Below are 15,547 nucleotides of genomic sequence, written 5' to 3' on the forward strand. Positions count from 1 at the left end.
AAGGCAAATAGTGTCCTTATTTGTAGAGGTATACTATTCAGGAAATAGTAACCATTACATGATGATTTTTTTAAAAAATATAATAAAAGGGGGTGGCGCGACGGGTATTCTCAGACAGTAAATGAGAATGCGCCCGAATGAAGGGAACAGGAAGGTGGTCGGCAGGCGCTCAGCCTGCAAAAGATACAGGAAAGAGAGAAATGAGGGTTTTGAGCGAGATTCTGAGTACGGCGTAGGACTTGGATAGCAGGTTTTTGACGACTTGCTTTCGGATGCCCATGACCTCAGCGGCCTCGTCAAGGCTCAGGCCCTGGTAGAAGCGCAGGTGGACCGCCTCCCGCTGGCGGTTGCTAAGATTGGCAAGGGCATTTTGGATAGACTGCGAACGGTTCAGCTGGGTTTCGCGGTCGATGGACTGCTGTTCGGTGGAGAGGGAGGAGAGGTAGTCCAGGAAATCGTCGATATCCTCAGCGGCCTCAAAAATATCGTGTCGGGTGTTTCGGAACAATTGATTGCGTAAGGCCCGGAACAAGTAGGACTTCACGTGTTCGACTTCGCTCAAATATTCCCGTCTGCGCCAAAGATCGACGAAAATGTCCTGAATAGCATCTTCTACCAGAAGGCGATCGGGCATGACACGATAGCCGTATCGGCTGAGCGCGGGAAAGTAACGCTGGTAAAGACGTTCCAAAGCCCGTTCGCTGCCGCCTTTAAAGGAAAGCCAAAGTTCAATATCGTTTTTTGCAATCGACAATCTTCCGGACATTGAGTATAACGATCACTTTGTCACTTTGGCGGTTGATCCCAGGAGCCTGCTTCTGAGCTCTCTCTTCACCTCATCGAAGCCGGATTCCTTCGCCAGATTCTTCAGTTCGTAGGGATCCCTATCGTGGTCGTACAATTCTTCGGCCCCCTGGCCATTCTCCCAAACGGAATAACGCCAGCGTTCCGTACGGATGCTGCGCCCCATGCCGCTTTTCCGGTCTGTCTGCGTGATCGCCGGATGATCCCAGGCGCTTTTCGGGTTGGACAGCAGTGGCAACAGGCTATTCCCGGCCACGTGCGCGGGTGTGCCTACCTGGCACCAATCGGTGATCGTTGGGTAGATATCCTGCAACTCCACGGTGCGCGGACTGGCACCGCCATTTCCCTCAGCGCCCGGCACCGCCACGATCATTGGTACCCGCGCCGATTCTTCGAACAGACTCTGCTTCATCCACTGGCCGTGTTCGCTGAGCAGATACCCGTGGTCGCTCCAAAAAACGACGATCGTGTTTTCGGCCAGTCCAAGGCGATCCAGCGCATCCAAAACCCGGCCTACCTGGGCATCCATGAAGCTGACAGATGCATAGTACGCCTGGATGGCTTCGCGACGCTGGTCTTCGTTCAGGCCCCAGTTGAAAGGATAGGTCCAGAACGCCTCGCGCGAATACTGGGTGGTGTCGCCCGGTGAATGGGCCGGGAGGGGTAGTTTATTTTGAGGATACAGGTCGAAGTACTTTTTCGGGGCCACGTAAGGGCAATGCGGACGAAAGAAACCTACCGCCAGAAAAAAGGGATCGTCCTTTGTTCGTTCCAGTAGTCTTACAGCCTCGGTAGCTACCATGCCGTCGGTCTGTTCCTCATCAGTACCGTCGGCGGCCAGATACGAAAGCGACGAGCCCAGACTGCGTTTGGGTGTTAGGTTGGTAATGAGATTTTCCTCGACCTTGTCCCGGCCCTTCGGGTTACGCACCGTAGTCCAGGAGAGCGGATCGTCCAGGCCGCTGGTACCGATGTCGCGCGGAACGCCGTAATGGTAAAGCTTGCCCACCCGTGCTACGAAATAACCTTTGTTCTTGAAATGCTGGGGCAGTGTCACCACATTGGGAACGGTGGTGCGAAAGTGCGTTTGCAGGTCATACACCCGTGACGAATCGGGCCGAAGCCCAGTAAGCAGGGCTGTGCGGCTGGGGCTACACAGCGGAAACTGACAGTAAGCGCGGTCGAAGCGGACGCCGCGCCGCGCCAGGCGGTCGATGTTGGGCGACTGCACCATTGGGTCGCCGTAGCAACCCAGGTGGTTGTCGAGATCGTCTACAGCGATGAGCAGTACGTTGCGTGGGACCGGCCCCTGGCGGGCTTGCTTCGCTGTTTGGGCAAAGGCCAAAGTCGACAGCAATATGCAAATGCCAATTTGCGTGGCGAGTTTTCTCATAGTCACAAGGATGGGACGGAATTCCGCCAAACCTTTGGATAATTCAAAGCCAGAAATCAGCCTCTTCTACTTTCCGCGTCTACACGCCCGGGCTTACTCTGTTTTCAAAATTTTCCTTACCCCAACTCTGCCTCCGTTTTCAACTTTTATGAAATAAACACCCGCTGGCTGAGCGGTAAAGTCCACCTCGTTTCGGGTACGCCGGGTTTTCTGCTCGGAAACCGTCCTCCCGCGCATATCGACAACTCGCAACGTAGCGGCATCTCCCGCGGGCGGGGTCTCTATCTCCACCACACAAATCGTCTGCACTGGGCTGGGGTAGGCTTTCAGCCAGGCAGCTGCCACGGTAGGTTCCGTACCCAAAATTGGGTCCACCTGGATACGCGCCGTACCGGACACCCGACCTTCGCCGCAGGAGTTCGCCACGGAGCTAAGTTTGTAAGTTGTCGTGGAATCGGGTTTGACATTAATCACAAAGGGAGTGACGCTGGTGGTGATGAGGGAATCGCGGCGACCATTGTTGAAGTTGAAGGTCCAGGGACTACCGCCCGTGAAGGCGACGTTGATCGCCGCCGTTTCTCCGATCAGAATGGTCGATGAGCCAGAGACTGTAGCCGTTGGCTTGGGCTGTACCGTAACTTGAACCGGGCTGGTACTGCCCTTGATCACAAACTGCGGGCTTTCGCTCACCACGCGAACGAAATAATTACCACCTGATGCCGTGTCGGGAACCGTGGCCACCGCATCACTGCCCGTCGTAACGGTAGGTATGGTACGGAATCCGGCGTCCGCTTCAGTCAGCGAAATCTGCACGTTGAATTTACTGCCCGATACAAAATCGCCAGACTGCTGGAATGGCAAAGTAAATGATTGACCGGCACACAGGCTGGCTATGGTAGGATTACCCGTGCTGATGGTTGGAATTTTTACCGTAACAATGGCACTACCAATTGGTATTCCTTTTCCACAAACGTTAGCCACCTCCGTGACCGTATAAGTCGTGGTGGTGGTAGGGGTGACGGTGATTTTCAAGGGATTTTGAGTTTCACCTTTTCCGGTCAAGCCATTGGAAAGCTTATAATCCCAGGGACCATCTCCGGTAAAGGCTACCGTAATCTGGGAAGAGGCACCCAAGCTGATGGAATTGTCGCCGCTGACGGTGGCCGAAGGCAAAGGTTTGATCCTGACGTCTATTTTTTCTTTGGGGCTTTCGCAGCCATTAGTTCCGGTTTGGGTGACGTAGAAAGCGTAGTTTCCGACGTTCGCTGTAAAGGGCGTGAAAGGAGTAGTTTGTGATTCAGTGGCAGCGGGTTCGCGGTACCATTTCAGATCCCTGCCCTGGGCAGAGAGCGGCTGGGCGGCTACATTCTGGCAATATTCCAGGGGTGTTGTTACACCGGGCTTCGGAGTCGTTTTGATCAAAACCCGGATCGACGTACGGTCACCTTCGCACCCTTCCAGTGTTTGACTGACGTAGAAGCTCGTTTCACCACCATTATCAGTCGAGGGGGTGGGGGCCACGCCGGAGCGGTCGCCACCTACGGCACTGGTACCATACCAGTTAAGGGCGGCGTTGCTTTCTGCGCTGGCCGTCAGTTGATTGGGTCTTTCGAACTGGCAGTATTCGATGGAAGGCGTTACGCCGGGCAGGGCAGGCAGTCGTTTCACGCGTACTTTGGTTTCTATGCGTCCGCCTTCGCAGCCTTTGGCCGTAGTTTGACTCACGAAGTAAGATGTCTCCTGTGTGTTTTTCAGATTTATACCCGGGGTACTTGAGCTTCCATTTCCACCTGATGGGGTATTGTACCATTTCAGATTGTCGCCAGTGGCTGAAAAAGTGAATGTCTTATCCTGACGTTCCTGGCAAAACTCTTGAAAGGCCGTCACGTTTGGTAAGCTTGGTGTTGGGTTGATCTGCACGTTAATGCGGGCGCGGGGACTCTCGCAGTTCAGGCCAATACCCTCAATGGTATAGGTTTTGGTCTGGGATACGTAAAAAGAGGTGGTACTCACCTGATTGGTAGCAGGGATGGGAGCTGATGAGGATACTGTCCCGCCGCTGGCGGCGTTGTACCATTTCAGGTTTTCTCCCGTGGCGGTCAGTGGTTGAGCACTGGCGTTCTGGCAATATTCTTTCAGGGCCTCCACGCTGGGTTGCGGCGTGGCCCGCACAGTCACTTTAATCGAACTCCGGTCTCCTTCACAACCATTGACCGACTGGCTCACGTAGTAGAGTGTTTCTCCGTCGGCAGCCGTTGAGGGTACGGGAGCACTGCTACTCGCACTACCCCCGGTACTACTGGTACCGTACCAGTTGAGAGTCCCTCCCGCCGAAGGCGTGGCCGTCAATGAACTGGCGACGACGGACTGACAGTAGGCCAGCGCTGCCGGAACCGTAGGTTTGACGGGCAGTGGCTTGATATTGACCGTTATTTTGGCTCTTTCGCCCTCGCAGCCTTTTGCGGTGGTTTGGCTTACATAATAAGTCACTAACCCATCATTCACCAAACTAATGGTTGGGGCGGTGCTGTTTCCGGTGCCGCCCGTGGCAGCAGTGTACCATTTCAGACTGGCACCAGTGGATGCAGTAGCGGTCAATGTATAGGCTTGTTCAACTTTGGTTTGGCAAACCTGCTGATTTGTGATGCCTGGCAATGCCGGCAGCGGGTTAATGACTACTTTAATTTCCGATTTGGGGCTTTCGCAACCTAGACTGTTCGTCTGCGTAACTGAATAGGTTAGTGTTTGGGCTGTGGCAGTGGAAGGTGTGGGTGCCGTAGCAGTGGTAGTTCCACCGGGCAGATACCATTTGGCGGTATTGCCTGTCGCAATGGTAGCCGTGAGAGCTGTCGCCCCGGTTGCGTCTTCGCAGTATTCAACGGGTGGGGTTGCCACCGTCGGCAAAGCCGGAGTTGGGTTCACCGTCACTTTCAACTGGGCACGGACTTCGCTTTCGCAGCCGGAACTGTTGGTTTGAGTAACATAATAGACCGTAGTACCCACAGCAGTGGTTGACGGCGTAGGCGCAGTGGCAGAACCGCTTCCACCAGTAGCCGCACTGTACCATTTAATATTGCTTCCGTTGGCGGATAATTGTGCCGCCGTGGCACCCTGACAATACACCAAATCAACGGTAGTGGGGGATGCCGGGCGCGGATTCACAACTACCTGGATGGACGCCCGCCGGTCGCTTTCGCAACCATTCTGGGTTTGGGTAACCGTGTAAGTGGTGCTGCCTGCGGCAGCGGTAGATGGCGTCGGGGCGGCAGTCAACAGCGTGCCCGCCTGATTGTACCACTTCAATCCCGATCCGCTGGCGGTAAGAGCAGAGGCAGTTTCACCCACGCAATAAGTGACGGGTGAAGCTACGCCCGGCGGATTGGTACGGGTAATGCTAACAGAAATACTGGCTTTGTCGCTTTCGCAACCATTCACTGTCTGACTCACTTTGAAGGTCGAGTTGGCCGTGTTCGAAGGGGTAGGTGCACTGCTCAGAGGTGTATCGTTGGCAGTATACCATTTCAAGCTCGTTCCGGTTGCGGTCAGGACAGGGATGGTTTCGCCGTAGCAATACGTAAAGCCTGACGTTACGCTGGGAGCCGCTGGCTTGGTCTTAATCTTGACATCAATTGTCGCCTTTGGCCCTTCACAACCGTTCACGGTTTGGGATACTTTATATGATGATGCAATTGTATTGCTCGGTGTGGGTGCTCCTTGTATTGGAGCATCTGCTTCGTTGTACCATTTCAAGTTGCTGCCCGTTGCTGAAAGCGGTGAAGCTGTGCTTCCTTCGCAAATCTCTACCGGACTGGCGACAGTAGGGGCGAGGGGAAGAGATTTCACTGTCACGGTAACGGAAACCCTACTGCTTTCGCAACCACTCAAAGTTTGGCTGACATAGTAGTTGGTATTTCCCGCCGAAGCCGTCGAGGGCGTTGGGGCAGTAGCAAGCGCAGTTCCGCCGGATGGGGTAGAGTACCATTTGATGTCTCCTCCGGTGGCAATTAAGGCCGTGGATGTAGCACCTACACAATATTCCACAGAAGTAGTAGTGGAAGGGGTGGGCGTTTGGTTTATACTGACGCTTATTGTAGCCTTGCCACTTTCGCAACCGTCCACCGTCTGGCTCACCTTATAGATGGAGCTGACCGTATTGGAAGGCGTGGGCGCACTGGCCAGCGGCGTATCGTTGACAGTGTACCATTTCAGGCCTGTCCCCGTGGCGGTCAATGGCGGAATGGTTTGCCCAGAACAATATGTGTAGCTGGGCGTTACGGCCGGAGGGGTGGGCCTGGTCTTGATAGTAACTTCAATGGTTTTTTTGAGACTTTCACAACCGTTTACCGTCTGGGTGACTTTATAGGTGGAGGCAGCATTATTGGGCGGCGTAGGTGCGCCCGGCAGCGGGTTGTCAGACACGTCGTACCATTTTAGATTATTGCCTGTGGCTGTTAGCGGGGAAGCCGGGCTCCCTTCACAAATTTGTACGGAACTGGCGCCTGCCGGGACACCTGGTGAGCTAGAAACCTGCACGCTGATGCTAACCTTTTCGCTTACGCAGCCTGCTGGCGCTACCTGGGCCACGCTGTAGGTCTGCGTACTGGCCGAGGCGGTAGAAGGGGTGGGAGCGGCTGCGAGCTCAGTACCCGCAGCATTATACCATTGCAGACTGTTGCCACCTGTTGCTGTGGCCGCTAACGGCGTGGCGGTTGCACCTACACAGTAATTGTAAGAAGTGGTGGTTACTGTGGGCGAAGCGGGTTTCTTGCCAATAGTAAGTACTGTTGCCCCCGTGGTACCGATGACTTGTGGTGCACTCGAAACCACTCGTAGCCGATAGCCGCTGCCAGCGGGCAGATCGTCAGGAAGAGTAGCGGTAAGAGGGCTGACTGCCCCGGTCGTCAATAGTGTACGCGGACTGGAAAAGCTGCCTGTCGGCCCAGATAATTCGACGCTGAAAGCATTAGTAGCTCCGAAAGTACCTGTTTGCGTAAAAGGCACTGAAATGGTGGCCGGAACGCAATAAGAGGAAGTGGCTACTGTCCCGGTAGTGATCGTCTGCGCGGTTGACTTACTTATCCATCCCAGTCCGATCAGCCCCCCTAAAATTAAGTAAGTAAAAATTTTTCGTTGCATAACGTGTTCTTTTTAAGAAATTTAAATGCTGTGTGGGTAAAAAATGGCGGATAAAGTTAGGTATATTTTTTAATAAAAAACCAAGAACGCAGCCCTGGCTGACCAGAGCTGCGTTCGATAAGACTGCATTCCCAGGAATCAGTATTTTCAGGACGGAATGAGGGCTTCATATATGATGTCATGAATCTTGCGCCGGGTGCGGTGGGTGGAAATGCCCCGATTTTCCATGTCGGGATGAATGCGATTGGACAAAAATACGAATATCAACTCTTCGTCAGGGTCTACCCAAACTACCGCCCCTGTGAACCCTGTATGACCAAACGAATTGGCCGAAGCCTGGTCCGACACGTACGAACTATTGCCCGAAGAAGGAGCTTTGTCCCAACCCAATCCCCGATGATGGCCCTCGTCGGCCATACGAGCAAAAGCAGGAACCGTGCCAGATTGAAAATACTGCTTGCCACCGTACTTCCCTTTCCACAAGTTCATTTGCATTAAAGTGGCCAGGTCAGTGGCCGTGCCAAACAAGCCGGCATGTCCCGAGACACCGCCCTGAATGGCCGCCATTTGGTCGTGTACTGTACCTTGCAGCAATTGGCTGCGAAAGCGGTAGTCTTGCTCGGTGGGCGCGATCCTTTCCGCCGGGAATCGGCGCAAAGGGTTGAAACCCAGCGTAGGCAATCCCATCGGTTCATAAAAAGTTTTGTAGGCAAACACGTCCAGTGGTAAGCCTGTCAGCCGCTCAACGACTTTCTGCAAAGTAAGAAAACCCAGGTCGCTGTACACATACGCATATCTTCCAGCCTTGTCGCGGCGGTTATTGAGGGGCGATCCGACGACCCATTTCCAGACTGAATCCCGGAGCATTGATTTGGCGAAAAGTTTTGGTGCCACCTGCAGTTGAAAGGAGGTATCGGGCTGGGCGCTGTAATATTCGGGCAGTAATCCGCCGCCGCCCGTCATGGTATTTTTCCAGAGCGTAGGATAAAAGGAAACCAGACCGGAGCGGTGCAGCAGCAGATCGCGAATGGTAAAGTTTTGTTTGTTGGTCCCTTTCAATTCGGGTAAATAGAAAGCCGCCTTTTGATCCAGATCAAGCTTTTTCTGATCGTAAAGCCACATCAGGGATTGCAGCGTAGCCGAAACTTTCGTTACGGAAGCCACATCGTAAATCGTTTCGGGGGTCGTGCGTGCGCCGGATCGGTAGTCAAGCCCGCCGTACGCTTTGGAGTAAACGATCCGGCCCTTGTGGGCCACCACCACCTGGCAACCGGGAAATACTTTCTGGCCGATGGCGTCGGTCACTACATCGTCGATTTTGCGCAATTTATTGCCATCCATGCCCACGCTTTCAGGCGTGCCGTAGCTTAAGCGATCCAGTACGGCTGTTTCAGCGAAAGTACCGGGTCGATAGCCTGCCACCGATACGGGTAGTCGGCCCAAAGCGGGTAGCGCCCCGAATAGGATTTGCGAGGTCACCTGCTCGGTGGTTTCATTGTCTTCATTGGCACAAATCAAGGCGTCGGTCTGGGGGAAGAACCGAATACTGTACGGCGTGCCGAACAGGCAAAGTACCACTTTCTTATTGGCCTCGCGCAGCCGCGAGACAAAGTTGATGGTACCGTTGGTGATATTATGGCGGCGACGCGGTGAGTTACTGATCTCGTGGACACCCACCACGACCGCATCGTAGGGTTGCAGATATTCCAGCATCTCGGCTATTTCCTTTTCGCCGTTGGGTTTGTCCTCAAATATGAAGTGTTTTACCGGCGCGTAGCGGCTCATCATTTTCTGAAATTCCGTACCGACACCCGCACCCACCGTGACGGATGCAACCCTGGCACTTTCCAGCGAGCCAAAAGGCAACAAATTGTTTTCATTACGGACCACCGTTACCGACGCTTCGCTCAGTTCACTGGCCAATTCCTGACTTTTTTCGTTGTTCAGGTCTTGAAACAAATTTTTGGTATCGACAGGCTTATAATCGCCTAGTCCTGACCAGTACTTGCCTTGCAGGATGCGCTTTACTTTATCGTTAATAAATTTCTCGCTGATCGTACCGTCTGCCAGAGCATCTTTGATGCGCTGGACGGTTTCGCCAACACTATTCGGATAGAGCAGTATGTCATTTCCGGCTATAAGAGCTTTGAGGTTCACGTCAGGAGCGCGGCCGGTTTTCAGAACGCCGCGCATGTTCATGGCGTCGGTGAAAATCAGGCCGCGAAAGCCCATTTCGGTGCGTAACAAGTCGGTAACTACCTTCTGGGAAAGTGAAGTCGCTAAAAGCGGCGTGTTGTCCAGTACGGGCACATATAAGTGGCCGGTTAAGACGCCCATCAGGCTGTCGGCAATCAGGCGGCGATAAGGATAAAGATCAATGTCGCGCAGCTGGTCCGAGGAGTGAGTCACTACCGGTAGCGTGTAGTGTGAGTCGGCGTCAGTATCGCCGTGGCCGGGAAAGTGCTTGGCCGTGGCGATGACTCGGTTGCGCTGTAAGCCTTTCATATAGGCCACCGACTTACGCGTAACGTTCTCGCGGTCCTCGCCGAACGAGCGGTAGCCGATCACCGGGTTATCGGGATTGCTGTTGATATCGGAAACAGGAGCAAAATTGATTTGAATCCCCAAACGGCGGCAGTGCTGACCAATCTGGTCGCCCATGCGGTAGATCAGGCTGTCATCACGGATCGCTCCAAGTACCATTTGCTTGGGAAAAATCATTGCGCTGTCGAGCCGCATTCCCAGGCCCCACTCGCCGTCAATGCCAATAAATAAAGGTACTTTCGACTGCGCCTGGTAGCGGTTGGTCAGCAGTGCCTGACGGTAAGGGCCGCCCTGAAAGAAAATCAGGCCGCCCAGATGGTAGTCCTGGATCAGGCGCTCAATCTGGCGGTATTCTATTTCGTTGCGGTTGGAGAAAGTGGCAATCATGAAGAACTGACCGATTTTCTCGTCCAGCGTGAGCGTCTGTAAAACGCTGTCTGCCCACGCACTTTCGGGCAGAACCTTGATGGCTTTTGAGTGTTTTTTCGCTTTGGCAACGGGAGCTGCTACCTCTTCGGGTGTAGATTTGAGCAACACGAATGGAACGGAACTTGTAAGCTCCCAAGCCGGAGCTACGACGGAACTCACTACCAACGCAATCACCACTCCCAACGCTATTCTGGAAAACTTTATCCGATTTACCCGGCCAAACCAATTACTCATGCTACTCGTTTACAACTAAAATTCAAACTATTACGGACGGGGGGATTTACCAACAAAGGCCTTCTCGCACTAATATAACGCAATATTGTGAAAAAAACATTGATTATACTGCCCTTCGCTTTGCTTATTCCCTTTACCGCTTCCCTCGCCCAAATCACCTCCGGCACCTACCGGGCCATGCTCAATACGCTTTACAAGAAGGAGGTACCGCTGGTCAGCTGCGAAAAGGCCAGTCAGATGCCCGACGCACTCTTTTTGGATGCCAGAGCCTACGAAGAGTTTAAAGTGAGTCATATTCCTGATGCCCGTTGGGTTGGTTATGAGGAATTTACGCTGGACAAAGTACAAAGTATCGGCAAGAACACGCCGATTGTAATCTATTGCTCCGTTGGGGTCAGGAGCGAGAGGATTGGGAAGAAATTACTGGATGCAGGCTTTACCAACGTGCAAAATCTGTACGGGAGTCTTTTCGAGTGGGTGAATCAGGACTACCCGATTGTAGATGCAGACGGCAAGCCTACACGAAAAGTACACGCCTACTCCCGCGCCTGGGGCGTGTGGCTTAATAAAGGGGAGAAGGTTTACGAGTGAAAAGGCTTAAAGGGTGGGATCTTCAAGCCTTCCCCAACTTCCCCCGCAGAAAATCCGCCGTGTAGTTTCCTTCCAGCCCTACCATATCCTCCGGTGTACCGGCATAAGTAATGTAGCCGCCGCTTTCGCCACCTTCCGGGCCAAGGTCGATGATCCAGTCGGCGCACTTAATGACCTCCATGTTGTGTTCGATTACGATAACGCTGTCGCCCTGATCCACGAGGGCGTTGATGGCGGCCAGTAGTTTTTTGATGTCGTGAAAATGCAAGCCCGTGGTGGGTTCATCGAAAATAAAGAGCGTTTTGCCTTTATTAGAATTACCCTTTCCCAAGAAAGACGCCAGCTTTACCCGCTGCGCCTCGCCACCCGATAGTGTGTTGGATGACTGCCCCAGCGTGACGTAGCCCAAGCCGACGTCTTGTAGAGGTTGTAGTTTTTCGACCAGCCGCTCCTCAGAATCCCGGAAAAAGTCGATGGCATCGTCAACGGTCATGTCCAGAATATCGGCCACGTCTTTTTCGTGGTACTTTACTTCCAGGATTTCCTGTTTGAAGCGTTTGCCACCGCAGCCTTCGCATTTGAGGTAAATATCGGCCATGAACTGCATCTCGATTTTGACCTGGCCTTCGCCCTGGCAAACCTCGCAGCGCCCCCCATCGACGTTGAACGAAAAGTGCGACGGCTTGTAGCCCCGCGCCTTGGCCAGCGGCAGATCGGCCATCATCTGGCGCATGTAGTCGTAGGCTTTGATGTAGGTGACGGGATTGGAGCGTGAGGACTTGCCGATAGGGTTTTGATCTACCATTTCTACGGCCTCCACGCGGTTCAGGCTGCCCGCCAGCTCGTCAAATTTGCCAACATCCTCACCGTATTCCCCTTTCGTGCGCATCAAGGCAGGGTAAAGTAGTTTGCGCACCAGCGTTGATTTACCCGAGCCGCTCACGCCGGTTACGACGGTAAGCGTATTGAGCGGAAATTTCGCACTCACATCTTTCAGGTTATTTTCCCGGGCCCCTTTCAATTCCAGAAAGTGGGTGAATTTCCGGCGGAATGTCGGCACAGGGATGGAATCTTTTCCTAGCAAGAAATCCAGGGTGTACGAGTGGCTGTTGGCTTTTTCTTTCCCATTTTTTCCATATTCCTTGACTTCTTCCCAATCACCCTGGAAAACCAAATGGCCACCGCCCGTCCCGGCTTTGGGGCCGATGTCGATAATCTGGTCGGCGGCGTGCATAACTTCCTCTTCGTGCTCCACCACGATAACCGTGTTTCCCAGATCTCGCAGCGATTCCAGCACGCCCACCAGCCGCTGCGTGTCGCGCGGGTGCAAACCAATGCTGGGCTCGTCGAGAATATACATGGAACCTACCAGCGCGCTCCCCAGCGAGGTGGCCAGTTTGATGCGCTGAAACTCGCCACCCGACAGGGAGTTGGTGAGGCGATTGAGCGACAGGTAGCCCAGGCCCACCCGCACCATGTATTCCAAGCGATTATTGATTTCGGTCAGGATGCGTTTTCCGATCTGCTGACTATGTTCGTCCAGCTCGAGGTTTTTGAAAAAATCCAAAGCATCTTCAATGGATTTTAGTACCAGATCGGTGATGGATGCGCCTGCGATCTTGACATAAGCCGCATCCTTTCGCAGCCGCGAGCCCCGACAGTCGGGACAAGTAGTGCGGCCCCGGTAGCGCGACAACATCACGCGGTACTGTATTTTGTGGGTTTGCTTTTCTATTTCATTGAAAAAAGCGTCCAGTCCCTTGAAATGCGAGTTGCCCGTCCAGAGCAAATCCTTTTCGGCCTGGCTCAGATCTTTGTAGGGCCGATGAATCGGGAAGTCGAAGCGGATACCGTTACGTAATAGTGGTTTCAGCCACTCGCTCATCTTCTCGGTCCGCCAGGGCGCAATGGCTCCCTCGAAAACCGACAGACCTTTGTCGGGAATAACCAAATCAGGGTCAATGCCAAGTACCTTGCCGAAGCCTTCGCAGCGCTTACAAGCGCCATAAGGATTATTGAAGCTGAACAGGTTGACGCTAGGCTCCTCGAAAAGAATGCCGTCTAATTCAAACTTATCAGAAAAAGTACGCTGCTCCTGTCCCACAATTTCGACTACACAACTACCTTCACCCTCGAAGAAGGCCGTCTGCACCGAGTCCGACAGGCGGTACTGCGTATCTTCATCATCGGGCTGTACGGCGGCGCGGTCGATGAGGATGAAAAGCTCTTCGGCTTCCGAGATTTCGGCTAGTTCTTCGCCTTCCAGTACTTCTTCGATAAATTGCGTTTCGCCACCGCGCACAATGCGGTTGTAGCCTTTGGAAAGCAGGATGTTCAGCTCCTCAGCCAGCGTACGGCCGGGCCGCACCAGCAACGGGGCCATCACCAGCACACGGGTACCTTCCGGGTGGGCGAGCATAAAATCCACCACGTCAGTGACGGTGTCCTTGCGCACCACGTCGCCCGAAATCGGTGAGTAGGTAACCCCGATGCGGGCGAAAAGCAACTTTAAGTAATCATAAATCTCGGTACTTGTCCCGACCGTCGAGCGCGGGTTGCGGGTATTAACCTTCTGCTCGATGGCAATGGCAGGCGATACGCCCCGGATGTACTCCACCTCAGGCTTTTCCATCCGGCCCAGAAACTGCCGGGCGTAACTGCTCAAACTCTCGACGTACATGCGCTGCCCTTCGGCAAAGAGCGTATCGAAGGCCAGCGAGGACTTGCCCGAGCCGGAAAGCCCCGTGACTACCACCAGCATATTGCGCGGAATGGCGACGTCAATATTTTTAAGGTTGTGAACTTTGGCTCCCTTGATAAGAATAAAGCGGCGGGCGTCCAGGTCGGCAAAATCTATTTCTTCTGCGGGAATTGTTTCGGATGAGGTGGTCATGCGCTGGGTTAAGGTGTGTCTGGCCATCGTGATATGGCCGGGCCATATCCTGACTTTAACCCCAAAAGCATTTCTTTAGTTTTTGGAAGAACACAGAAAATCAGGCATCGTTCGCTGAAAGGTCGGCGCAAATCGAATCCAGTTCAAATTTACGCCACCACCGCCTCCTCAATCCCTTCCAGCGAGGTTCCCTTCGTCTCGGGCATCATTTGCCAGACAAACAGCAACTGAAGTACCATCATCCCGGCAAAGAAGGCGAAGGTAGGGCCGCCGCCGAAGGTTTGGGCGATGTAGGGGAAGATGAAAGAAATGATTGCTGCCGCGATCCAGTGCGTGAAACTACCCAGGGACTGGCCGTAGGCGCGTACGTCGTTGGGGAATATTTCCGAGATAAACACCCAGATAACCGCCCCCTGCGACAGGGCGAAGAAGGCAATGTAAATGAAAAGGTAAATGGGCACCTGCGCGCCGCCCAGGTTCTCGCTGAAGAAGGAATTAGCCACCAACACCAGGGCCGTGATGACGCCCAGCGAACCGACGTACATCAGAAACTTACGTCCGAATTTGTCGATCAGCGATAGTCCCAGCAACGTTGCCAGCAGGTTGATTAATCCAATGCCCGCCGATGAGAGCAGGGCTGATTCTTTGCCCAGCCCGGCCATCTCGAACACGCGCGGCGCGTAATAAATGATAGCGTTAATACCGGACAGCTGGTTGAACAGCGCGAAAAGTACCGCCAGTCGGACGGGTGTTTTATAAAGCGGCTTGAACAGATCCCGGTAGCTGCCTTCGGTCGATTCGTGCTTGCTTTTCAGCACAGCCACTACTACGCGCTCGGCTTCCTCGGAGTCGCTGACGTTGAGGATTTCGCGTGCTTCGTGGATTTTATTTTTCTTCAAAATCAACCAGCGCGGACTTTCAGGGATGAAAAAGATGGATACCATGAAAAGTACCGCCGGAATAGCTTCCACGCCCAGCATCCAGCGCCAGGCATTCTCGCCGATGCCTTCGAGCGCGTAGTTGGAAAGGTAGGAGATCAGGATACCCAGTACGATATTGAATTGGAACAAAGCTACCAGTCGCCCGCGCCGCGAGGGTGGCGCTATTTCGGAAATATACATCGGGGCCACCACGGACGAAATACCTACACCCACGCCGCCGATGAAACGGAAGATCAAAAACATCTCCCAGCCCGTCGCCAGCCCGGACCCGAGGGCCGACACCAGATACAGCACCGCCACGATCAGCAGGCTGTATTTGCGCCCGTACTTATCCGCCGGTACTCCCCCGAACAACGCTCCGATCACCGTACCAATGAGAGCGATGGAGACCGTCAGGCCGTGCTCGAAAGCAGTAGAATTCCAAAGTACTTGCAGGGTTTGCTCCGCGCCGGAAATTACGGCCGTATCGAAGCCGAAAAGAAAGCCGCCCAGAGCGGCAGAAATGGACCAGAGGAAGATTTTTGCGGAATTACTCATCAAAGAAAAGGGAGCGGGTTTGAGAAAGTACCAAAATTGCGGCGA

General features: G+C 53.7%; 7 protein-coding genes. 1 reads left to right on the forward strand and 6 read right to left on the reverse strand.

The window, feature by feature from the left end; genetic code table 11:
• Positions 1 to 169 precede the first annotated feature (169 nt).
• The 4 genes from IE117_RS00840 to IE117_RS00855 all read right to left on the reverse strand — a co-directional run bounded on the left by IE117_RS00840 (position 170) and on the right by IE117_RS00855 (position 10,540).
• A complete protein-coding gene (locus tag IE117_RS00840) occupies positions 170 to 766 on the reverse strand; it encodes an RNA polymerase sigma factor (RefSeq protein WP_229580143.1) in 597 nt (198 codons plus the stop codon).
• Positions 767 to 778: 12 nt separating this feature from the next.
• Positions 779 to 2,197: a sulfatase gene (locus IE117_RS00845; RefSeq protein ID WP_189562455.1), complete on the reverse strand. Its 1,419-nt coding sequence runs from the start codon at positions 2,195 to 2,197 to the stop codon at positions 779 to 781.
• A 93-nt stretch (positions 2,198 to 2,290) separates the two neighbouring features.
• Entirely contained in the window at positions 2,291 to 7,333 is a 5,043-nt protein-coding gene (locus IE117_RS00850; protein ID WP_189562457.1) for an Ig-like domain-containing protein, read from the reverse strand.
• A gap of 147 nt (positions 7,334 to 7,480) precedes the next feature.
• On the reverse strand, positions 7,481 to 10,540 hold the full coding sequence (locus tag IE117_RS00855; RefSeq protein WP_189562459.1) for a serine hydrolase domain-containing protein: 3,060 nt from the start codon (positions 10,538 to 10,540) through the stop codon (positions 7,481 to 7,483).
• Positions 10,541 to 10,627: 87 nt separating this feature from the next.
• Here IE117_RS00855 and IE117_RS00860 point away from each other — a divergent pair, with 87 nt between their 5' ends.
• Complete coding sequence (locus IE117_RS00860) at positions 10,628 to 11,131, forward strand: rhodanese-like domain-containing protein (protein ID WP_229580146.1); 504 nt, start codon at positions 10,628 to 10,630, stop codon at positions 11,129 to 11,131.
• A 22-nt stretch (positions 11,132 to 11,153) separates the two neighbouring features.
• On the opposite strand, the gene uvrA is transcribed toward IE117_RS00860, so the two are convergent.
• On the reverse strand, positions 11,154 to 14,024 hold the full coding sequence (gene uvrA, locus IE117_RS00865) for an excinuclease ABC subunit UvrA (protein WP_189562468.1): 2,871 nt from the start codon (positions 14,022 to 14,024) through the stop codon (positions 11,154 to 11,156).
• 149 nt (positions 14,025 to 14,173) lie between these two features.
• Positions 14,174 to 15,502: a sugar porter family MFS transporter gene (locus tag IE117_RS00870; RefSeq protein WP_189562469.1), complete on the reverse strand. Its 1,329-nt coding sequence runs from the start codon at positions 15,500 to 15,502 to the stop codon at positions 14,174 to 14,176.
• Positions 15,503 to 15,547: the final 45 nt, after the last annotated feature.

It is taken from the genome of Persicitalea jodogahamensis (genome assembly GCF_014651615.1).
GTDB classification, from domain to species: domain Bacteria; phylum Bacteroidota; class Bacteroidia; order Cytophagales; family Spirosomataceae; genus Persicitalea; species Persicitalea jodogahamensis.